Origin of the sequence: Parabacteroides sp. PFB2-10, from assembly GCF_029893085.1 — a bacterium.
Taxonomy (GTDB): Bacteria; Bacteroidota; Bacteroidia; order Bacteroidales; family Tannerellaceae; genus QVMG01.
Genome location: NZ_JARXWI010000010.1, coordinates 15,476 through 40,303 on the forward strand (window position 1 = coordinate 15,476; position 24,828 = coordinate 40,303).

The 24,828-nt window shown below is 46.1% G+C and carries 10 protein-coding genes and 1 pseudogene; 10 read left to right on the forward strand and 1 reads right to left on the reverse strand.

All coding sequences use genetic code 11. The features are described 5' to 3' along the window. The first annotated feature begins 8 nt into the window (after positions 1-8). The 8 genes and pseudogenes from M2137_RS10385 to M2137_RS10415 all read left to right on the forward strand — a co-directional run bounded on the left by M2137_RS10385 (position 9) and on the right by M2137_RS10415 (position 13,857). Positions 9-1,487: an MFS transporter gene (locus tag M2137_RS10385; protein ID WP_280766370.1), complete on the forward strand. Its 1,479-nt coding sequence runs from the start codon at positions 9-11 to the stop codon at positions 1,485-1,487. A 61-nt stretch (positions 1,488-1,548) separates the two neighbouring features. Further along, complete coding sequence (locus tag M2137_RS10390; protein ID WP_280766405.1) at positions 1,549-2,628, forward strand: endo-1,4-beta-xylanase; 1,080 nt, start codon at positions 1,549-1,551, stop codon at positions 2,626-2,628. A 146-nt stretch (positions 2,629-2,774) separates the two neighbouring features. Continuing rightward, positions 2,775-3,743, forward strand: coding sequence for a glycoside hydrolase family 43 protein (locus M2137_RS10395; RefSeq protein WP_280766371.1), 969 nt, complete (start codon positions 2,775-2,777; stop codon positions 3,741-3,743). 332 nt (positions 3,744-4,075) lie between these two features. Beyond that, positions 4,076-4,861 (forward strand): annotated as a pseudogene (locus M2137_RS14815) (glycosyl hydrolase family 8); the annotation flags it as partial. Positions 4,862-5,065: 204 nt separating this feature from the next. Next, positions 5,066-7,075 carry an alpha-glucuronidase gene (locus tag M2137_RS14820; protein ID WP_348538034.1) on the forward strand — a complete coding sequence of 670 codons (2,010 nt, stop codon included), beginning with the start codon at positions 5,066-5,068 and terminating at the stop codon, positions 7,073-7,075. Between the two features lie 18 nt (positions 7,076-7,093). Further along, entirely contained in the window at positions 7,094-8,434 is a 1,341-nt protein-coding gene (locus M2137_RS10405) for a family 43 glycosylhydrolase (protein WP_280766373.1), read from the forward strand. A gap of 297 nt (positions 8,435-8,731) precedes the next feature. Next, positions 8,732-11,158: a glycoside hydrolase family 95 protein gene (locus M2137_RS10410; RefSeq protein WP_280766374.1), complete on the forward strand. Its 2,427-nt coding sequence runs from the start codon at positions 8,732-8,734 to the stop codon at positions 11,156-11,158. Between the two features lie 56 nt (positions 11,159-11,214). Continuing rightward, the gene (locus M2137_RS10415) at positions 11,215-13,857 is read left to right on the forward strand and encodes a glycoside hydrolase family 3 C-terminal domain-containing protein (protein WP_280766375.1); all 2,643 of its coding nucleotides are present in this window, start codon (positions 11,215-11,217) and stop codon (positions 13,855-13,857) included. 57 nt (positions 13,858-13,914) lie between these two features. Here the strand turns inward: M2137_RS10415 and M2137_RS10420 are convergent, their stop codons facing one another. After that, a complete protein-coding gene (locus tag M2137_RS10420) occupies positions 13,915-17,898 on the reverse strand; it encodes a two-component regulator propeller domain-containing protein (RefSeq protein WP_280766376.1) in 3,984 nt (1,327 codons plus the stop codon). A gap of 599 nt (positions 17,899-18,497) precedes the next feature. Between M2137_RS10420 and M2137_RS10425 the strand changes: the two genes are divergently transcribed. Next, positions 18,498-21,482: a glycosyl hydrolase 115 family protein gene (locus M2137_RS10425; protein WP_280766377.1), complete on the forward strand. Its 2,985-nt coding sequence runs from the start codon at positions 18,498-18,500 to the stop codon at positions 21,480-21,482. Positions 21,483-21,622: 140 nt separating this feature from the next. Continuing rightward, the gene (locus tag M2137_RS10430; protein WP_280766378.1) at positions 21,623-24,811 is read left to right on the forward strand and encodes a TonB-dependent receptor; all 3,189 of its coding nucleotides are present in this window, start codon (positions 21,623-21,625) and stop codon (positions 24,809-24,811) included. Positions 24,812-24,828: the final 17 nt, after the last annotated feature.

Genomic DNA, 24,828 nt, shown 5'->3' on the forward strand with positions numbered 1-24,828 from the left:
ATAAAAATATGAAGACAACTTCACAAAAAGTCTCTTTTGGCGAAAAAGTAGGATACAGTCTTGGTGACGGTTCTGCGAATCTGATTTTTCAGATGATGATGATGTTCCAACTGTTCTTTTATACCGATGTGTTCGGCATAAAAGCATCAGCGGCTGGGATGATTCTTTTGTTTGCCCGTTTTTTCGACGCCTTTGTCGATCCGGTGGTGGGAATCCTTTCCGACCGTACCAACACGCGTTGGGGTAAATATCGTCCTTGGCTGATCTGGACGGCTATCCCGTTTGCCGTATTTTTCATTCTGGCCTTTACGACGCCCGACTTGACCGAACGCGGTAAAATTATCTATGCGGGGATTACCTACACATTGTTGATGTCGATCTATTCATTCAACAACACGCCTTACTCTTCGTTAGGCGGTGTGATGACCAGCGACATCAAAGAACGAACCAGTATCTCTACCGTTCGTTTCGTAACGGCAACCATCGCTACCTTTGTCGTGCAGGGTATGACCTTGCCGCTGGTAACGAAGTTTGGCGGAAGCACCACCTCACAGAGCGGATGGTTGTGGACTATCACGCTGTTTGCTGTTGTCGGAGTGGTCTTAATGGTTATTACCTTCTTCACCACCAAGGAGCGTATCACGCCTCCACCCAACCAGAAAACATCCATCAAGCAGGACTTTAAGGATATCCTTTCCAGTCGTCCCTGGCTGGCGATGTTCATCCTCACCCTGTTCCTCTTTACTACGTTGGCGATGTGGGGAAGTAGTATGTCGTACTACTTCAATTACGTGGTCGATAAGGACGCTTTGTTTGCCTTCCTCGGCAATATCGGCTTGACAGGCGACGTAGGCGCCCTGGGCTTCTGGGGAAGCATTTTGGATGCCTTTGGCCTGATCGTTTATGATCCGGAGAATGTATTTGCTGTTGGTTTCAGTCTCTTCAATATGATCGGATCTGTTATTCAACTTCTGGGTGTGATCCTATTGTCGGGATTCTTGTCGGGTATCTTTGGCAAACGCAACGTGTTTATTATTTGCCTGGCTCTGACCGCTCTGTTTACCGGACTGTTCTATGTGGTGCCTGCAGATAATATCCAGGCCATATTCACGCTCAATATCCTCAAGAGCTTGGCATACGCGCCGACCGTGCCTCTGTTGTGGGCCATGATGGGTGACGTAGCCGACCATTCCGAATGGGTAAATCATCGCCGTGCGACCGGATTTGTGTTTGCCGGTATCGTATTTGCTCTGAAAACCGGATTAGGTCTGGGTGGAGCCATTTGCGGAGGCATTATCGACTCTTTCGGATTTGTGGCTAACACGATTCAATCACCCGAGGCTATCCACGGGATTAAACTAACCTCCGGGATCATTCCCGCCATCACCTTTATGGTGGGGGTTATTGCCTTGATGTTCTATCCGATCACCAAGAAAAAGAATGAACATATTCAGGCAGAACTTGCTGAACGTCGTATTAATCAATAACTATAAAAAAAAGACAACCATGAAACGAGTAATTAACATTCTGTTGGCAGCATTCATCTTAATGTCGACTGCCTGTACTTCGCAAAAGAAAGAAGTAAACACTTTGAGAGAAGCATTAGATGGTAAATTTTACCTGGGTGCTGCGTTAAATGCAAACCAGATCACCGGAAAAGACACCGAAGGTCTCCGGGTTCTGAAAGAACACTTCAGCTCTATTGTTGCGGAAAACTGTATGAAAAGCCAGGAGCTTCATCCGTCAGAAAACATGTATGACTTTGCCTTATCCGACAAATTTGTGGAACTGGGCGAGCAAAACGATATGTTTATTATCGGTCATACGTTGATCTGGCACAGCCAGCTGCCTCGTTGGTTCTGTGTAGATGAAAACGGAGAAAATGTTTCTCCTGAAGTATTAAAGGCACATATGAAGGATCATATCTCAACCGTAGTAGGCCGTTACAAAGGACGCGTTAAGGGTTGGGACGTGGTGAATGAAGCTATTTTGGAAGACGGTTCTTATCGCAAGAGCAAGTTCTATGAAATTTTAGGTGAAGAGTTCATTCCGTTGGCATTCCAATATGCACAGGAAGCTGACCCGGATGCTGAACTTTATTATAATGATTATAACGAATGGTATCCAGGCAAACGCGAAACAGTTATTCGCCTGATCCGTACGCTGAAAGAAAGAGGTATCCGTATCGATGGTATCGGAATGCAAGGACATGTGGCTATGGACAGCCCGTCTATGGAAGATTATGAAGCTACGATCGTAGGTTATGCTAAAGAAGGAGTTAAAGTGATGGTAACCGAATTTGATATTTCTATCCTGCCTTCACCTCGTCGCGACGTAGGGGCTGACCTGGGATCTAACTTTGACTACCAGAAATCATTGAATCCGTATACTGAAGGCGTTCCTGCTGAAGCTATGGAAGCTTGGAATAACCGTATGATGGATTTCTTCCGCTTGTTCCTCAAACATTCTGATACGGTTTCACGCGTAACTATGTGGGGTATTGCCGATGGCGACTCTTGGAAGAATAATTTCCCGGTTCGCGGACGTACCGACTATCCGTTATTGTTCGACCGTTCACACCAACCGAAAGGTGCTGTTCAGAGAATCATTGATGAAGCAGTAAAATGAGATTGTAATTAATTATCCCGTCAGGGATAAAATATGGATAACCCCGGGTGTCAACCCGGGGTTATCATATGAAAGCCCTTTTGGGCTTTCCCCATTACAGCAACTTACAAGAACAAGGTAGATTTACGTATATAAGACAAACGAAGATGAAAAAAGCAAGGTATTTAGTTCCAGGAGATTATATGGCCGATCCGGCTGTACATGTATTCAACGGTAAATTATATATTTATCCCTCTCACGACTGGGAAAGTGGTATTGAGGAAAACGATAACGGTGATCATTTCAATATGAAGGATTACCATGTGTTTTCTATGGACGAGGTTGATGGCGAAGTGACCGATCACGGTGTAGTACTCGACACGAAAGATATTCCCTGGGCGGGACGCCAGCTGTGGGATTGCGATGTAGCCCATAAAGATGGAAAATATTATATGTATTTCCCACTGAAAGACAAAACCGATATTTTCCGCATTGGCGTGGCCATCAGCGACAAACCTGAAGGACCGTTCATCCCACAACCCAATCCGATCAAGGGTAGTTATAGCATGGACCCTGCGATTCTGGAGGAGAATGGTGAATATTATATGTATTTCGGTGGTCTATGGGGCGGGCAATTGCAACGCTACCGCAACAACAAAGCATTGGAATGTGCCGCTTTGCCCGAAGGCGACGAGCCCGCTCTGTGTGCAAAAATCGCCCGATTGAGTAGTGATATGCTCGAATTTGCCGAAGAACCACGCGACGTAGTGATCCTGGACGAGGCAGGCAAACCGTTGACAGGTGGTGATACCGAACGCCGTTTCTTTGAAGCATCATGGATCCATAAGTATAATGGAAAATATTACTTCTCTTATTCTACCGGCGATACGCACCTGTTGTGTTATGCCATAGGCGATAATCCGTATGGACCTTTCACCTATCAGGGTGTGATCCTGACCCCGGTGGTTGGCTGGACAACACATCATGCGATTGTGGAGTACAAAGGGAAATGGTATCTGTTCCATCACGATAGTGTTCCTTCCGGCGGACGCACCTGGCTTAGAAGCCTGAAGGTGGTTGAACTGGAGTATGACGCGGACGGAAAGATAATAACATTAGACGGCCAGGGCATTTGATGTATAAACCCTTTGGCAAAATATAAAAAACATATATGAGTAAAAGCCACTTAATGAATCTTCAATTACCAGTAAAAACCATCAAGTCAACGATCATGAAATACCAGAAAATACGGCTATATATGGCTCTTGTGTTTGGATTTTTTCTTTTGCTCCCGGACGCAGCGTGGGGATTAAAGCCATGGGAAACCGGAGGAATGGAAACCCGTCAGTACCGGAATATTTTCGTTGAAGCCGGTTATGCACCGGAAGCAGTCGATGCCCGCCTGAAAGAGATTTTCCACGGGGTATTCGAAGGGCCTGACAAAGTCTATTTTGAAGTAGGCGACGAGATGGCCTATATCTCTGATATCAAGAACAAAGATGTGCGCACAGAAGGGATGTCGTACGGGATGATGATCGCCGTTCAGTTCGATCGCCAGGATATTTTCGATCGTCTCTGGCGTTGGGCTGTGAAATATATGCAACAGCAGGAAGGACCTTACGAAGGCTATTTCGCCTGGAGCTGTAAGACCGACGGCACACGTAATGCACAAGGGCCTGCCTCCGACGGCGAATTGTATTATGTGACAGCTTTGATCTTTGCCTCCAATCTCTGGGGCAACCAAGGCGATATCAACTACCTGGCTGAGGCACAACACATCTTGAACATTGCGACGAATAAGAGCCAGCAGAGTCGGGTGACCAACCTCATCCACCCGGAGCATAAGCTGATTACCTTTGTGCCCGACAGAGGGGGCAACCAGTTTACGGATCCCTCTTACCACCTGCCGGTATTCTATGAGATATGGGCACGCTGGGCCTATGACGGACGTGCTGATTTCTGGCGCGAATGTGCCGCTGAAAGCCGGAAATATCTGCATAAAGCCACTCACCCTGTTACCGGATTGAACCCCGACTATTCTAACTACGACGGAACTCCCTATGGACGGGGACGCCTTATTGGCGAAGCTTTTCGTTTCGATTCCTGGCGTGTGCCGATGAATATAGCGATCGATTATGCCTGGGCTTGTGCCGATAAAGAGTGGCAGCAGGGCTATGGTGAGCGTATCCAGAATTTCCTGTATAGCCAGGGCGTAGAGACTTTTGTGGATCAATACAATATCGACGGCACACAGGTAGAGCAAATTCTGGGAGCCGGAGGTTACAAGGCCTTGCGTCATTCCTTGGGATTGGTGGCTACTTCGGCTGCTGTTTCATTGGTCTGTTCCCACGATAAAAGCAAAGAGTTTATCGATCATTTCTGGAATTCACGCCATGTACCGTATGAAGATGGCTATTTCGACGCCTACTACGATGGCCTTTTGCAACTTTTCTCCTTTATGCTGATGAGCGGAAATTACCGAATTATTCACCCGGTAGAGGACGGACATCAGCTCTGGTTGCGTGGCGAAACAGCGGCAGGAGCCAAGGTAACTGCCAACAAGAAAAGCCCGACCATCAACATTGCCAAAGAAGAATTGGAAAACGGATGGAAAGGTGGCGAGGTAAGACTGCGCCTGCAAAACTCCAAAGAATTGCGTGCTTTGGGAAGAGATGGTTTCCGTATCGCAGGCAACAGCCAGCAGGTCGACATCATGGCATCAGCCGAACAGGGACTACTCTATGGCGCTTACCATCTGTTGCGTATGCAGGAAACGGGTAAAATAACCGAAAACATACAAGTAGAAGAAAAACCCGCGTTCGATATCCGTATCCTCAACCATTGGGATAATCTGAACCGGACGGTCGAACGTGGCTACGCGGGTTACTCACTTTGGCGCTGGGACCAGTTGCCCGAGGTGGTTTCTCCGCGCTATGAAGCCTATGCACGCGCCAATGCGTCGATCGGTATCAACGCGACGGTGCTCAACAATGTAAATGCTTCGCCCGACATTCTGAAAGCAGAATACTTGCAAAAGGTGAAGGTATTGGCCGATATATTCCGCCCTTATGGCATCAAAGTATATCTCTCTATCAACTTTTCTTCGCCCAAGATCCTCGGTGGATTGGAAGATTCCGACCCGTTGAACCCGGCTGTTCCCCTCTGGTGGAAGGAGAAGGTGAAAGAGATCTATAAATTGATTCCCGACTTCGGCGGCTTCTTAGTGAAAGCCAATTCGGAAGGGCAGCCCGGTCCGCAGGACTACGGCCGCACCCATGTCGATGGTGCCAATATGCTGGCCGATGCATTGAAACCCTACAAAGGGATCGTAATGTGGCGTGCCTTCGTGTATGCACCCGATGAACCCGACCGGGCTAAGCAGGCATACGCTGAGTTTATGCCGTTCGATGGTGAGTTTCGCGACAATGTGATCATACAGGTAAAGAATGGCCCGGTCGATTTCCAACCGCGTGAGCCTTTCAGCCCGCTGTTTGGCGCGATGCAGAAAACACCGGTTATGGCCGAATTACAGATCACCCAGGAATACTTAGGCTTCTCTAACCACCTGGCTTATCTTTCTACCATGTGGGAAGAGTTCCTGAAAAGCGATACATACAGCAAGGGAGAAGGCTCGACCGTTGCGAAAGCAACCGACGGAAGCCTTTTCAACCATTCGCTGTCAGCCATATCGGGCGTAGCCAATATCGGCGTCGACGACAACTGGTGCGGACATCATTTCGCGCAAGCCAACTGGTATGCTTTCGGGCGCCTGGCCTGGAACCATGAATTGACATCGGAAGCGATTGCCGATGAATGGATCCGCATGACATTCAGCTCCGATCCGGAATTCCTTGTTCCCGTCAAGAAGATGATGCTGGATTCGCGCGAAGCGGTGGTCAACTACATGATGCCGTTAGGTCTTCACCATATATTCGCCGAAGGACACCACTACGGCCCGCAGCCTTGGTACAGCCAAGCTGCACGCGAAGACTGGACGTGCGTCTATTACCATAAAGCCTCTAAAGAAGCTATCGGTTTCGACCGTACGACGAAAGGCAGCAACGCCGTAGCCCAATACTTCTCTCCATTACGCGAGCAGTTCAACAACCCGGCTACCTGTCCGGATGAGTATCTGTTGTGGTTCCACCATCTGCCCTGGGATTTCAAGATGAAAGATGGCAAAACTCTTTGGGATGCCCTTTGCTACAAATACGACAAAGGTGTGCAGCAAGCGCGCGAATTCCAGAAAATATGGGATAAAGCCGGCAGCCTGATCGATGAACATCGCTTCCAGCATGTGCAATCGCGCCTAAAGATACAGGCGAGCGATGCCGTGTGGTGGAAAGATGCCTGCCTGCTTTACTTCCAGACATTCTCTAACAAACCGATCCCTTACGATATCGAGAGACCGGTTCATGAATTGAATGATTTGAAAAAGATCAGATTAAATATGAGACATACCAACTAATAAACAAAAAAAATCACCATGAGAAAGAAATCACTACTGCTGTTGTTATCCCTGTTGTGGATTGCCGGCTCTTTACACGCTCAGAATCCTCTTGTGACTGGTCAGTTTACAGCCGACCCAACGGCAAGAGTCTTTGAAGGGAAAATCTATGTATATCCCTCGCATGACATCCCCAGTCCGATCGAAAAGCTGTCGGAATGGTTCTGTATGCCCGACTATCATGTGTTCTCTTCCGAGAACCTAACCGACTGGACTGACCACGGCGTGATTGTAGACCAGGCTAAGGTGCCTTGGGTCGATGCAAGCTCATATACCATGTGGGCACCCGACTGTATCTATAAAGATGGCAAATATTATTTCTATTTTCCGGCAGCTGCCGGTGACCCGGCCATTGGGAGAGGCTCGATGATCGGAGTCGCTATTGCCGATAAGCCCTATGGACCTTTCATTCCGCAGGCCGAGCCAATCAAAGGGGCACGTGGAATCGACCCCTGTACCTTTATCGACAAAGACGGACAGGCTTATATCTATTGGTGCGGCGGAGGTATGTTTGTTGCCAAGCTGAAAGATAATATGATCGAGCTGGATTCCGAACCGAAGCGTATCGAAGGACTGCCGGCAGGCGGAGGATTGAAAGAAGGTCCTTTCCTGTTTGAACGCAACGGCAAATACTATTACACCTTCCCCTGGGTGATCGAAAAGACAGAGGCTTTGGTGTATTGCATCGGCGACTCTCCGATGGGACCTTTTGAATACAAAGGAATCATTATGGAAGAATGGGCTGACGGATGCTGGACCAATCATCATTCAATTGTTGAATACAAAGACCAGTGGTATCTGTTCTATCACCACAACGACTTTTCACCCGAGTTCGACAAGAACCGTTCGATGCGTGCCGACTCGCTCAATTTCAATGCCGACGGAACTATCCAACAGGTGAAACCTACCCTGCGTGGTATAGGAGTGACCTGTGCGAAAAAGGAAATTCAACTGGATCGCTACAGCCACCTGAGTGAAAAGGGAGCAGAGATAAAATACCTGAACCGCTTCGATAAATTCAAAGGCTGGAAGACAATCCTGACCGGAGAAGGAGCTTGGGTACAATACAACAGTGTCGATTTCGGACAACAAACACCCGGTAAGGTGAAATTCCGCGTGTTTGCCGAACGGGCAGTTACGCTCGAAGTTCGGACGGGAGGCGCCAACGGAGCATTGATCTCCGAAGTGAATGTGCCCGCCCATTTCGACTGGATCGTACTCGATGCGCCGGTAACCGGCAAACCCAAAGATGTGCAGAACCTATGGGTTGGGCTCAAAGGAAATGGTAAAATCGAGATCGACTGGATGAGTTTCGAATAAGATTAGTTTATCTGATAAAGTAGAGAGGCGTTGTATGCAACGTCTCTCTACAATTATTACGATTATCCAATTTAGAATTTGCTTTGCGCTTCGCTCGCTAAGCGAATCGAAGATCGGCCTTAGCCAAATATCATTTTGTCAAAATCGCGGGACTTTTTTTTCGAAATGCAAGGACTTTTTTCACAAACTCCCGGGAGAAACATTTTTTAACGTATCATATTGTAAAGTAAAAAGGCGATTTTGCTATCATTTTGATAATTTTGGCAGATAAGAAAAAATAGAGAAATATAAGAAATCATGAAAAGACTTTGTTTATTATTTAGTTTACTGATTATCTCTGCTTTCAGTATGGCGGAGAATCTGAAGTTATGGTATTCTTCCCCTGCCAAGGAATGGGTGGAAGCATTGCCTCTGGGAAACTCGCGCCTGGGCGTGATGGTGTATGGTAATCCGGTCAATGAAGAACTGCAACTCAACGAAGAGACGGTTTGGGGCGGCGGGCCTCACAACAACAATCAACCCAATGCCGTACATGCACTGGCAAAGGTTCGCGAACTCATATTCGCCGGGAAGAATGTAGAGGCAGAAAAGATGATAAACAAAGAATTCAAGACACCGCAAAACGGCATGCCTTACCAAACGATCGGCAGCCTTATGCTCTCGTTCGACGGGCACGACGGATATACTGATTATTACCGTGACCTGGATCTGCAAAACGCGGTGGCAACCGTTCGCTATAAGGTGGGTGAAGTGACCTATACCCGCGAAATTTTCACCTCATTCACCGACCAGGTGATCCTGGTTCGCCTGACAGCCGACAAAGAGGGGGCGCTCTCCTTCTCCGCAGGCTATAAGACACCCTTGAAAGAGCATGCCGTTACCAAGAAAGACGGAAAACTAATCCTTACAGGCCATGGACAGGAACATGAAGAGATACCCGGTGCTATCCGCCTGGAAACGCAAACTTCCATCAAAACCGAAGGCGGGAAAGTAACCGTTGAGGCTGATAAAATAACAGTCGCTAACGCGACAGTGGCAACAATCTATATCTCAGCTGCTACCAATTTCGTTAACTATAAAGACGTTAGCGGAAACCCGACGAAAAAAGCTACGGCCTATATGAAAGAGGCACAGAAGAACCCTTATGACAAAGCTAAAGCCGATCATATCGATTATTATCGGAAACAATTCGACCGTGTGAAGCTGGATCTCGGCACATCGCCGGCTGCTGAAGCAGAAACCCATATCCGGGTGAAGAATTTCAATAAAGGCGAAGATATATCCTTAGCCGCATTGATGTTTCAATACGGACGCTATCTATTGATCTGCTCCTCGCAACCGGGTGGCCAGGCAGCCAACCTGCAGGGTATTTGGAACAACAACCTGTTGGCGCCCTGGGATGGAAAATACACGATAAACATCAATGCCGAGATGAACTACTGGCCGGCAGAGGTGACCAACCTGAGCGAAACGCATCAGCCACTATTCCAAATGTTGAAAGACATGTCGGTAACGGGTGCTAAGACAGCCCGTGATATGTATGATTGCAACGGATGGGTGGCTCATCATAATACCGATATATGGCGTAGCTGCGGGGTGGTCGATGCGGCTGCCTGGGGCATGTGGCCCAACGGAGGTGCCTGGCTGGCACAACATCTCTGGGAGCATTATCTCTATACCGGTGACAAAGCATTTTTGGAAGAGGTTTATCCGGTGTTGAAAGGCTCGGCTGACTTTTTCTTAGACTTTTTAGTGGAACATCCTGTTTACAAATGGATGGTCACCTCCCCGTCTACTTCACCTGAACACGGACCGGGTCCTTCGACGATTGTCGCCGGATGTACGATGGACAATCAGATCGCGTTCGACATTCTTACCAGAACCCGCCAGGCTTGCCTGATCCTGGGTAAAGAGACGGACTATGCTGATAAATTGGATAAGATGATCCGTCGCCTCGCTCCGATGCAGATAGGACGCTACAATCAGTTGCAGGAATGGTTGGAAGATGCCGACAATCCGAAAAACGATCACCGTCATGTGTCTCATTTGTATGGTCTCTATCCATCCAATCAGATATCACCTTATACCCATCCGACCCTGTTCCAGGCAGCGAAGAACTCACTTGTTTACCGCGGAGATATGGCTACCGGTTGGTCTATCGGCTGGAAAATAAACCTGTGGGCACGCCTGCTCGATGGGAATCATGCCTATAAAATCATCAAAAATATGCTGGTGTTGGTGGAACCCGGAAATAGAAACGGACGAACTTATGTCAACCTGTTTGATGCCCATCCGCCCTTCCAGATCGATGGTAACTTCGGATACACGGCGGGAATTGCCGAGATGTTGATGCAAAGCCATGACGGAGCGGTTCATCTATTGCCTGCCATACCCGACGAATGGCGCACGGGAAGCATTAGTGGCTTGAAGGCACGCGGCGGATTTGAGGTAGATATCACATGGGATGGTATTCAGTTGGAAAAAGCAACGATCACCTCAGCGCTGGGCGGAAACCTGCGTCTCCGCTCCTACGTTCCTTTGAAAGGAGAGGGGCTGAAGGAGGCGAAAGGCGAAAACCCGAATCCGTTCTATATGCGTCCATCTATTAGTGATCCGTTGGTTACCAAAGAAATAGATACTCCGCAATACCCTGTATTGAATCGTATATACGAATACGATATACAAACGGAAGCAGGAAAGAGCTATAAGGTCTCCAGACTTTGAGAGCATCCATCCGGCATCTATATTGAGAATGAATTATTACTTAAAAAGATAGATATATGAAAAAGCGTCTGTTTATTCCTATGCTGGCATTTATTGCCATCCTGTTTTTGCCCAGTTGCGCGCAAAAATATGAGTATCCGTTTCAAAACCCGAAGCTGCCGATCGACAAACGGGTAGAGAACCTGCTTAGTTTGCTTACGCCGGAGGAGAAGGCCGGCTTGATGATCAACTCTTCTAAACCGGTCGAACGTCTGGGTATCCCCGCTTACGACTGGTGGAACGAAGCATTGCATGGCGTAGCCCGTGCCGGACGTGCCACCGTATTCCCACAAGCTATAGGTATGGCGGCGGCCTGGAACGAAGCGGGTCATCAGGAAACCTTCGATATTATCTCCGACGAAGCGCGTGCTAAATACAACGAAGCCATGCGGAATGATAACCATGGACGCTATTACGGACTGACCTTCTGGACACCTAATATCAACATCTTCCGTGATCCGCGCTGGGGTCGCGGCCAGGAAACCTACGGGGAAGACCCTTACCTGACGGCACGTTTGGGCGTAGCGGCTGTGCAGGGCTTGCAGGGAAACGATCGTAAGTATTTCAAATCGCATGCCTGCGCGAAGCATTATGCCGTGCATAGCGGACCGGAATGGAACCGTCACTCCTATGATGCCATTGCCACGGGACGCGACCTGTGGGAAACCTACCTGCCTGCCTTCCAGGCTTTGGTGCAGGAAGGAAATGTGCGTGAGGTGATGTGTGCCTATAATGCCTATGAGGGACAACCCTGTTGCGGTAGCGATGTGTTGTTGAACGATATCCTGCGCAACCAATGGAAGTTCGACGGTATGGTCGTGTCCGATTGTTGGGCGATCAACGACTTCTTCCTTCCGAACAACCATGCAACCCATGAGGATGCGGCAGCAGCGGCAGCCGACGCAGTGATCCATACTACCGACCTGGAATGTGGTAGCGTGTATGAAAATCTGGTTCTCTCTATGGAAAGAGGTTTGATTACCGAAGCGCAGGTAGACGAATCGCTTCGTCGCGTATTGCGCGGCTGGTTCGAACTGGGTATGCTGGATCCGGTGGAATTAGTGCCCTGGAGCAATCTGCCTTATTCTATCGTAGACTCTGAAAAGCATCGCGCACAAGCGCTTAAGGTAGCCCGTGAATCGATGACATTGTTGAAGAACAATAACAACGTATTGCCTTTAAAGAAAGATATCAAACGCATTGCCGTGATCGGTCCGAATGCCGCCGACAGCGTGATGTTGTGGGGTAACTACAACGGATTCCCCTCTTCTACGGTAACTATCCTGGACGGTATCAAAGCTAAACTGCCGAACGCAGAGATCATCTACGATAAAGGATGCGACCTGGTAGACCCGTGGGTAAGAACCTCTCTTTATGAAGGCTTCACAAGCGAAGCGAATGGTAATAAAGGTTTGAAAGTTGATTTCTTTAACAACAATACCTTTGACGGTAAACCGGTAGCCACTGTGATCAATGCCGAAGGCATCAATTACAACAACTCAGGCGGTACCGCATTGGCACAAGGCGTCAATATGGATAACACCTCCACCCGGATCACCGGTGTGTTTACGGCTCCTTATACCGGACAAGTAATGTTTTCTGCCCGTACTTCCGATAAGTACACTCTCTTTATCAATGACAAAGAGGTGATGACGCAATCGGGACGCGAAGCCAGTGTGCCTTCCGAATATCCGTTGAATGTGGAAAAAGGGAAGTCATATAAAGTGAAACTGGAACATGCCCAGACCGGTCGTCGCGTAAGCATCGACTTCTCTGTCTACCGCAAGGAACGGGCTGAGTTTACCGAGCTGACCAACCGCATCAAAGATGTGGATGCTATTATCTACGCCGGAGGACTCTCTCCCCGTTTGGAAGGCGAAGAAATGCCGGTAAGCGCGGAAGGTTTCAAAGGTGGTGATAAGGTATCGATCGATCTTCCCGGTGTGCAACGCCGCATTTTGGCCGATCTGAAGAAGACAGGCAAACCGGTGGTTTTCGTATTGTGTACCGGTAGCTCGCTGGCTTTGGAGCAGGATGAGGATAACTACGACGCCTTGTTGTGTGCCTGGTATGGCGGACAAGCAGCCGGAACAGCCGTAGCCGATGTGTTGTTTGGCGATTATAACCCGGCAGGACGCCTACCGGTGACCTTCTACAAAACGCTCGAACAGCTCGATAACGCCCTGGAAAAGACCGACGACCCGGCTCGTCAGGGATTTGAAAACTACCATATGACCGGACGCACCTACCGCTACATGACCGAAGCGCCGCTTTATCCTTTCGGACACGGATTGAGTTATGCCCAATTCGATTACGGACAGGCAAAGATCGCCAACAAGATCAAAGCAACGAAAGGCGCGACCATCACTATTCCCGTCACCAATGCATCAAATAAAGGGGGTGACGAAGTGGTGCAGGTATATGTGAAGCGCAACAACGATCCGGCAGCTCCGGTGAAGTCCTTGCGTGCCTTCGAACGCGTCTACATCGATGCCGGCCAGACTAAAACCCTGGAATTGACCATCCGTCCCGACGCCTTCGAATTCTACGACGAAGCAGCCAACGGTCTGGCAGCCAAGGGCGGCAGCTACACCATCCTCTATGGCGGCACCTCTGCCGATTCAGGCCTGAAAAAGGTAGATGTAACGGTTGAGTTATAAGCGAAAAATTCTTACTGAAAGAGGGTGTGTCAGCTTTTGACACACCCTCTTTCATTCCTATATATCTTCCACCTCTTGTGAACTATATTCTGTAGGCGAAACACCATAAAACCTTTTAAACATGGTTGAAAAATAAGCCTGATTAGAAATGCCGACAGCATATGCCACCTGTGAAACGTCTATTCTCTTTTCCTTAAGTAATATCGCGGCCTGTTTTAAACGAATGTTGCGAATGAAATCAATGGTCGATATGCCTGTCAATTCTTTCATCCGGCGATGTAATTGGGAGCGGCTAAGGCCGACCCTTGATGCCAACAACTCTACATTTAAATCAGGATTGCCCAATTCGTCATTGATTACGTGAATAATCCGTTCCATCAGCTTTTCATCATTTGATTTTAATGCAGGAGGTTTTATTTTGTCTTTCTGGTTTTGCATTTCTAAGAATTTCCCTTTCAACAGTTGTCTGTTCTTAAGCAGATTGGTGATCGTCGTGAGCAATTCTTCTATCAGGAACGGTTTTGTTAAATAAGCATCCGCTCCTTTTTTTAATCCATCCAAACGATCTTTAAATTCGGTTTTGGAGGTTAACAGCAATACGGGAATATGACTTGTATTACTATTGCTCTTGAGTTTTTTTACCAAATTGATGCCATCCAAATTCGGCATCATAACATCTGAAATAATGAGATCGGGTTGTTGCAATAAGGCTATTTGCAGCCCTTCTTGTCCGTCGACTGCCGTCAGGGTGTGATAAAAATCTCTTAATTCTTGCACGAGATATTCCCTGATTTCTTCTTCATCATCTACGATCAATACTTTATAATTCGTTTTCCGCTTGGGTAGCTTCTCTCTCTCTTTTTCCTCGTGGATAGGTAGGGTTTGTTTGGTGAAGTATGCATGATTAAGATCTTCTGCCAGATCGTCTTTCTTTATATGTTTTTTTCCTAAAGGAATACGGACGACAAAACAGCTTCCGGATGTATCTTCCCTATTATAAGCAGTGATCGTTCCATGATGCAGGTTTACCAGGTTTTTCGTAAGGTTCAAACCGATCCCGGAGCCAAGGTTCATATATACCTTCTGGTTTTCCCCCTGATAAAATCTGTCGAATAGTTTATCGATCTTCTCTTTTTCCAAACCAATACCGGAATCCGTTATTTTAATTTCCATATAATGATGCAGGGCTCCCCGGACTGTTTTGTCAAAACCCGTATCCAGGGTGATGATAATCTCGCCTCCGTCGAGTGTATATTTGAAAGCATTCGATAGTAGATTAATCAACACCTTATCGAAGTTGCTACGGTCAATCCAGGCAGTCAAATCATTTGTTTGATATTCGAAAACAAAACGAATACCTCTTTTATTCGCCTGGTACTCAAACACCTTATATATCTCATCGATGAATCTCACCATATCGGTTTTAGTATATTGGAGTTTCATTTGTCCCTTATCAATCTTCCGGATATCCAACAGTTGATTGACCAAATCCAATATACGGTTGGCATTTCGATACATCCCCTGAAGGATTTTTTGTGTGGCAGGGTCCATATCCTCTTTCAGGAGCTTTTCCATAGGGCTTATGATCAATGTCAACGGCGACCTGATTTCATGAGAAATATTTATAAAGAACTGAAGTTTCGATTCATTGATTTGCTCTTTTCTTTTTTTGCGGATCAGATTAGCCACTAACAATGACAGGCTGATAAAAAAGGCTATGTAAATAAACCAGGCTAACGGGCTCCTGTACCAAGGGGGAGAAATGGTAATAAAAACCTGCTTAACAGGAGAATGAACGCCGTATTTCGATGCTTTAATTTCTAAGGTGTATTTCCCGGGATTCAAGTGATTGTAGGCAATCTGTCCTACTCCGGGTAGGGTGGATATCCATTCATTACTCAGCTCTTTCAAGCGATATAAGTAATAAATATTTTCAGAGTCTAAAAAATCCATCGTTGAAAACGCAAAAACGAATGTATTATCCTCATAGGAAAATCTAAACTCTTCCGCTTCTAATACCCTTGTAGAGACAACAGGCTTCTTCCCGGATACTGTTTTACGGTTAATCGGTTTGTTATGAATATACACGTTGGTTGTCAGTATATTATTATGATAACGAGGACTTTCTATATCCTCCGGAGCGAAAGAGGTAATGCCGTTATCTCCTCCGAAATAAATTCTATTGTTGCCCTGATAGTAAACCCCCCGGGTGTATCTTTTATCCATCAGACCGTTTCCGGTATAGTAATTTATGATCTGATTATCTTTTCGTTGCAACTGATTAATGCCATTAAACGTGCTGCACCATATATTGCCCTCCTCATCATGAGCCAACCCACAAATCACATTACTCGAGAGCCCGTTTTCAGTTGTATATTGCGCAAATTCTCCTGTTTGTTTATTGAAGCAAAACACCCCGTTATACGTTCCGATCCATATCCATCCCTGTTCATCCTCAATGAGCGACAGGCAGACTTGCTCCGATAAGCTATCTTTATGTTTGAAATCTATAAAACGATTATGCTGCGGATCAAAACAAGAAAGGCCTTTGTAATGTCCCAGCCAGATGAGATTGTCGGAATCCGACAATATGCAGTTTATCCAATTGTTGGTTAATCTGCCGCGTCCTGTATCTGACTGTCTCATATCATACTTTTCCCATTGATGGGTCTGCATATCATAACGAATAAACCCTTGTCCAAAAGAAGAGATATATAACTGCTGATCAACCCCTTCTGCCATTGTTTTCATATAATACCCGTCAAAAGGTATATTCAGGAAGTCTATTTTCCCTGTATGTGTATTGAATTTCCCCAATCCTTCCGTATAAGAACTTACCCATAGGCTGTTTTGCGAATCTGTATAGATGGCCATTATATTCGGGTAATCCCTATAAGCAGCTACGACTTCCCCTCTGTCATTTAATTTAAACAATCCTTCCCGGTTAATCGCATACCAGATATTTCCTTCATGGTCTGCTGAGACGACAGTGATTTTTTTCCCCCGCAGATCTTCTTTGTTAGGTACTTCCCAAAACTCAAATCCTGTAGGAGAATTATGCAACATGAATATCCCTTCCTGAAAACATCCTAACCATATATTTTGATCCCTGTCTTCAGCAATAGCGGGTATTCTGGCAGTGGTATAAATAAATGATTTATATCTGTTGTCGATAATTGGTAATACGCTGCCTGATTGAGCGTCTATGTACATAAGCCCCTGTCCGTCTGTTGTAACATAAATAGTCCCCTGGCTACTTAGAAAGAGATTATTAATAACGATTTCATCCTCGCTATGAATTTTTAAAGAGGTGAAATCTTGTTTTTCCCGATCGAAAACATATACTGAAGCAGATGTGCTGAGATAGAAAACCCCGTCTTGGTCTTCTACCATGCCTGTGATATTTTTCTTCGATATGTCAGCATGAGCCAACTTTAAAGAATGATGAGTTACGGGGTCGATACGAACTAAATCGCCCAATTCTGTTTCAATCCATAGAAAGTGGCGGCGATCTTCATAGATATACCCCGGATACAGGCCGGTTACTTCTGTTGTCTGATCCTGATATTGAACGGCATACGTATCCGGATCAATGGAGAATATGCCTCCTCCGGAAGTTGTCACCCATATTTCGCCGGTGTGGAGTTCTATCATTCGAGAGATGTGCAAGGATTTGTCTCCGGGGAAAGGTATGGTTTTGAAAGCGTCTTCATCAGGATCATAATATTGCAATCCTTGACTGCTGCCCACCAGTAATCTCCCTTTGTTGTCGATCAACAAACTGCGGACATTATCTGATAACAGCGAATACTCCTCTTTATCGTTATGTAAATAGGGGGTAAAATGTATGCCATCAAACTTATTTAATCCATAGTCAGTGGCAATCCAGATAAAACCATACCGGTCTTGTATGATCTTATTGATCAAATGGGAGGTTAATTTTTCTGTTTCAAATTCCCGCACACGAAAAGGGGTTACAGTCTGCGCATACAGAGAAACCGAACAAACGAATAGAAAAAGAAACGTGTATAAATATCTCATAAAGCGATCGTATATGTTAGGTAACGGACAAAATTGGATGGCAATATTCTATTTATAAGTGAATTACATAATATGAATGGTCTGTTTTTCTCGAAGATAAGACCGTGGTTTTTGCATACCTACAATGCGCTTGATATTTACAAAGATACAGATTTTTTTTGACTTCGATCTCTTCAAAGCTATGAGATACTCAAAATAGCAAAATGATATTTCGGCGGGAGTTTTTTTTCAAAAAGGCAGGACTTTGCAAACAAACTCCCGGGAGTTAGTATTTGTTAACAATTGAAGTGTAAGCATCTCACCCCTATTTTAACTAAAAACTACCCCTTTTAGCTTACACTTCGATTCGGCGTTTTACGCCTTATGCAGTAGTCAAAGAAAGTATCATTGTATTGTTCCTAAATAGCCATATACTGGGCTTCAATGATCCTGGAAAGGACGATGCGACAAAAACAAATGCAAATGCAACAGAATCAAAAGCGGATACAACCTTTGCAAACGGATGAGAAATAAACAAAACCACTTTTGACTATCCGATACTCTATCTTTGTGTTCGAACACACAGATACCACTAAAATAAAAGTAATACTGTTATAGTAATGAAAACACCTGCAAAAAAAAGATTTATACTCTCTTTATTGGGAGTAATGGCTTTTCTGCCGCTCTTTTCCCAAACGGATAAAATAGAGTTTCAAACACCGTTTCCGTACATAATAAATAGTTTTTCTGAAAATGCTTTTCCGCTCGTTGCTGAGGGACACGTAGCTTCGATCTATGTGGATCCGCAAGAATGGAAAGGGGTGATCCGAGCCGCCAAAGACTTGGGAGATGACATCCGAAAGGTCTCCGGGAAAGTGGGTGAAGTGATTGAAAGCACAGAAGTAATAAGAAGATCAGTCTTAGTAGGGACGATTGGGAAGAGCCGGATCATCGACCGTTTGATTGAAGAGGGAAAAATTGACGTCAGCGAAATCGAGGGACAATGGGAATCGTTTCTGATACAGACTGTCGGGGATCATTTAGTTGTTGCCGGAAGTGATAAGCGAGGCACTATTTATGGTATTTACGACATCTCTGAAAAAATCGGTGTTTCTCCCTGGTATTTTTGGGCAGATGTTCCGCCCAAAAAGAGCAATACATTGTATGTACGAGCCGGCCGGTACTTGCAGGAGTCACCCAAGGTGAAGTACAGAGGCCTCTTTATCAATGATGAAGAACCTTCGTTTGGCGGATGGTCAAAGGCACAATTCGGAGGTGTTAATTCTAAAATGTACGTGCATATTTTCGAGTTGTTATTGCGTCTTAAAGCTAACTACCTCTGGCCTGCCATGTGGGGAAAAGCATTTAATGAGGATGATCCGATGAATCCTGTTTTGGCCGACGAATATGGCATTGTCATGGGTACTTCCCATCATGAGCCGATGATGCGTGCCCATCAAGAATATACCAAACGCCGCAAAGAGGTGGGTCCTTGGGATTATTCTGTCAACAAAGAAAAGCTGGATCAGTTTTTCTTTGAAGGGCTGGAAAGAAACAAAAACTATGATAACCTGATAACTATTGGGATGCGGGGAGATGGTGACGTGGCGATGGGCGATGGCAGCGATGAAGAAAACATGAAGACATTGCAAAAAGTAGTAGAGGGACAGCGCCAGATCATACAGAAGGTATATGAAAAAGATCCGGAAGAAGTTCCTCAGCTTTGGGCTATTTTCACCGAGGTACAGCGCTATTACGACGCCGGATTTACCGTGCCCGATGATGTGATGCTGCTTTTGTGTGATAATAACTGGGGTTATATACGCCGCATAGCTCCCCCGAAAGAGAGGGAAAGAAAAGGAGGGTTGGGGCTGTATTATCATATTGATATGAATGGCGGGCCGTGGAATGATCGCTGGATAAATACGACGACCATTCCCAAGTTGCGGGAACAGTTTCACCTGGCTTATCAAACAGGGATTGACAAATTGTGGGTGATAAATGTAGGTGACCTGAAACCGAAAGAGCTGCCGATCGATTTCATTATGCGTTATGCCTGGAACCCGGATGCCATACCGGCCGACAGAACATGGGCTTATACCGTAGACTGGGCAACCAGGCTGTTTGGTGAAACCTATGCGGAAGAAATAGCAGATATCGTCTCAAAATATAGCAAGTATAATCTTTGGCGAAAGCCAGAGGCACAAGCCACGAGTATTTTCAGTGTGGTGAATCATCTGGAAGCAGACCGGGTGATAGAGCTCTGGCGTGATGTAGCAAGCCGGGCGGAAGCGCTTGCTCCTAAAATAGCCCCTGAAATGCAAGACGCTTATTATCAGTTGGTACTTTATCCGGCAAAAGCATCCGCCGGTGTGGGAGAAATGTATTTGGCTGCCGCAAAAAACAATCTGTATGCGACACAAGGACGCATAAGCGCGAATGATTACGCGGCGCGCGCCCGGGCTCTTTTTGAAGTCGATAATCAGTTGAGCACCTATTATAACGATCAGTTGTCGGGAGGGAAATGGAAAAACATGATGTCGGATATCCATATCGGCTACGTCAATTGGTTTATGCCTGAAAAGAATGTGTTACCGGAACTGATCGAGGTAGCTCCATTAGACCGACCCAATATGGGGATAGCCGTAGAAGGCTCTGCCTTGGCGTGGCCTGGCGCAACCGAGCAGGCGGAGTTACCTCTGTTTGATGTATTGAAAAACCAACGATATTATATCGATATTTTTAATCGTGGAACCGGTTCGTTTGAATTCAGTGCGAAAACAAAACAACCTTGGATCAAATTAAATAAACAAAAGGGGCATGTCGAAAAGGAAGAACGCCTGCAAGTTTGGGTGGATTGGGATTTACTCCCTGATGGAACATCCGAAGGGTTTGTTGAGATCAAACAGGGGAAAAACAAAACATCTGTTAAGGTTCAGGCGGTCAAGCAACCACTTCCCCGTATATCCGGACATTATTTCGGCAGCCTGACAGGCGAGTTTTCTATTCCGGCAAATAAATATAATGCCAACATTGCCGGGAAGAATGCCCAATGGATCGAATTGCCCGACTTAGGGCGGAGCGAAGCATGTATGGGTATTTCTCCGGTGACGGCTTCAAGTGCGACCATAGAGGATGCACCAGCATTGGAATATACTGTTTTCTTTCCTGAAGCAGGAAAATCGATTGTTTGCCTTGGTATACTTCCGACGCAGGATGTTTACCCCGAACGGGGATTAAGAATAGCTGTCGCTTTAGACAAGGAAGCACCTCAAACGATAGACGCCCGCAAGGGATTGATAGACACTTTTGGAGAGTACACACCTCAAAATCTGTCCATGTCAAACGTATTGCAACCACTCCCTAAACCGAATAAAGAGATTGCCTTTATCGGCACAGGCCAGCATCGCCGGAACGAAGTGTTCGACAATCTGCGCTGGTTAGATGTGGAAGTGGAAGTGAAAACCCCAGGCATACATACGTTAAAAGTATATATGGTTGATCCGGAAATAGTGCTGGAGAATATTATAGTAAATCCGGATAACAAATACCCCAGTTATTTTGGCATTCCACCGCTTCTGCACAACACATCGGAGAGCAAATAAGGAATGTATCTGAAAACAAAAAGTCTAACATTAAAGAAATTGCCTATGAGAAATCTTAAAGAACAATTATGAAAACACCATCAAAAATTTAAAAATTACATGGAGAGTATTAATATTAATAATGAATTAATTATCTAATAATGAACAAAAGAAATATACAAGGAGGTTTCTTTCGATACAATCGGAAATCTCTGTTCCCCGGATTATTGCTTTTACTTTTTTGCCTTCTCAGCATACAAGCCTTTGCACAAAACAGAACGATTCGCGGTACGATAATAGACGTAGCGGGTGAACCAGTCATCGGAGCGAATGTTCAGGTAAAAGGATTAGCTATTGGCAGCATTACTGATGTAAACGGTGAATTCTCTTTTGAAGCGCCGCAAAGCGGTACCTTAGTCATATCCTATATTGGTTATAAGACACAGGGGTTACCGTTAGGACAGAACAACTATAACATTACGCTTCTGGAAGATAGCGAAACGTTGGAAGAGGTGGTTGTCATTGGGTATGGTGTTCAAAAGAAGCGCGACCTGACCGGTGCTATCACGCAGGTAAGTTCTGAAAAACTGATGGCGACAGCACCTACCACCATACAAGAGGCTTTGCGCGGTAAAGCGGCAGGCGTGATGGTAGCAGGAGCCGGGCTGAATAGTGACCCGATGATTCGTATTCGTGGGAATCGTTCTATTAGTGCATCGAATGACCCGCTCTTTGTAATCGACGGAATACCATCTTCCAGTGGGGTCAGCACAATAAACCCCGCCGACGTAGCCTCCATGGAGGTCTTGAAAGATGCCTCTGCTACCGCCATCTATGGTTCGCGTGGGGCAAACGGTGTTATCTTAGTGACGACCAAAAAGGGAGAAGAGGGCAAGGTAAGTGTGGAATACAGCGGTTATCTGTCTATAGGAAAAAGAGATAACTACCGGAGGGTACGCAATCCGGAGGAATATCTGGAATACCTGCGGGAAGCTGACCGCAAATATATCTATGACGGAGTAGGTGGATACAGCATTGACCCGACTGCCGTTTATCCTTCCGAGTCACCTAGTTGGGAGTATGATCAGCAATTGGAATATATCGCTTCGCGTGACCTCTCCGGTTATGTATTGGAATCAGTGCGTCAGGCATGGGAGGGCGGTAGCTACAATCCGGCCAATCTGCGCGGATTCGACTGGCAGGGAGCGGGCTTTCGTGATCAGTCTATCTCTCAAAATCATAGCATCAGTGTGCGTTCCGGAACAAAGACTACTAAACTTTTCATTTCCGGGTCATTCATGGACAATGAGGGTTTAACACCCCGTTCTTTCCGGACAAGATATACCCTACGTATGAATTTAGATCAGCAGGTCGGAAAATACATCACCGTGGGGGCCACCAGTAATTTCGCTTACTGGGAGTTTTACAATGGAACAGGTGTCGGTGGAAACTGGAATCCGTTAGGGACTCCGTATTATTCACCCGGCGGAAGTGGTGAGTATGGCGTTGGCGGCGACGTGACGCAAGTAGGTGATCCTGCCTTAGGTTTAGTGGTTCATCCAACCGGTGAGGGTATGTTGTGGAATCCTTTTTATGATTTCACAGGGAATAAGGGTAAGACGAAGAGAAACCAGATTGACGCGACGTTGTATGCGCAGATAAAATTGAACAACGGACTTTCTTACCGTGCCAACTTCGGTACCAACTACTATAGTGGACAGGCGCAATCATTCAATGCTTCCGAATCTACCCAACAGAAACATGGGGATGCATTGGCCAGTCAGAGTCTTGCCTTTGAAAGGGGTTGGACATTTGAAAACATCTTAAGTTACTCCAAGAAATGGGGCGAGCATGATCTGAATCTCACCGCTGTACAGTCGAGTCAACGGTTTATACAAGAACCTTTCTCCGGCGAAGCGCTGGGTTTGCCCATCGAATCACAGTTGTATTACAGCATGGGAACAGCTACCGAGCAGTCGGTAAGCAGCGGGTATACGCAATGGACCATGATGTCTTGGATGGGACGTGCTATCTATGGATTCAAAGATAACCGCTATATGCTTACAGCCTCTCTGCGTTACGACGGTTCTTCCCGCCTGGCAGAAGGTCATAAATGGGTTGCATTCCCCTCCGCATCCTTGGCATGGCGTGTTTCCGACGAACCATTCTTTAAGGAGAGCATACAATTCATCAATAACCTGAAATTGCGTGCCGGTTACGGGAAAACAGGGAACTCCGCCGTAAGCCCTTATCAGACGATCGGGAAAATCGTCAGCAGCCGTTATACCTGGGGAGAACAAGGTGTCGTAGGTTATGCACCCAATTCACTTTCCAATAACACCCTGACCTGGGAAACCACCGGACAATACAATCTCGGGATCGATTTTGGTCTGTTCAAAGGACGTCTGTCGGGAACTATCGATGTCTATCAGCAGAATACCTATGACCTGTTGATGCCTCGTGTTCTTCCGGAAGCATCCGGTTTCAGCAGTATTGTACAGAACGTAGGAGAGACACAAAACAGAGGCTTGGAAGTAAGTCTTGAAACAGTAAACTTCCATACCAAAGATTTTAAATGGACAACGAACCTGCAGTTTGCTACCAACAAAGAGAAAATCGTCAAGCTGGCTTCCGGTCTGGAAGAAGATGTGGCCAATATGTGGTTTGTCGGCTATCCGGTAGACACCTACTACGATTATGTCAACACCGAATCTGTTTGGGGTTATTCCAAGGAGGACATGGATGAGATGAGTGAGTTTAATAAAAACGGACTGAGTTACAAACCGGGCGACCTGCGTTTTGTCGATCTGAATGACGACTATAAGATAGATGATAAGGACCGTCAGATCAGAGGACAAAAGATGCCTAAATGGACAGCCGGGATGGGTAATACGCTTAACTATAAAGATTTTGATCTGTATATCTTTATGTATGGCATGTTTGGGCATACGGTTTACAGTGATCCGGGATATGGACATGATGGACGTATGAATACCCGCTATGGCAGCTACTGGACACCTAAAAATACCCAGACAAATATTCGCAAACCGACGAAAGGAGATGCCGATCAGCCCCACCGGGAAGCCTATTGGTATAACAGCGGAAACTTTGTACGGATCTCTGACATCACCTTCGGATATACGCTTCCGGAAAGTGTAAACAACTTTTTAGGCATATCGAGAGCCCGCTTTTATGTGCAGTTACAAAATCCCTTTACGCTAACCAACTATCCTAACAACGACCCGGAGGGTTCGGTAAAAGCAACCCGTAACTATGCCAACAAGCACAATGCTTATGGAGATCCGACGACGACAAAGAACTACATGCTCGGATTAAATTTAACATTTTAACAGTATAAAAAACGGAA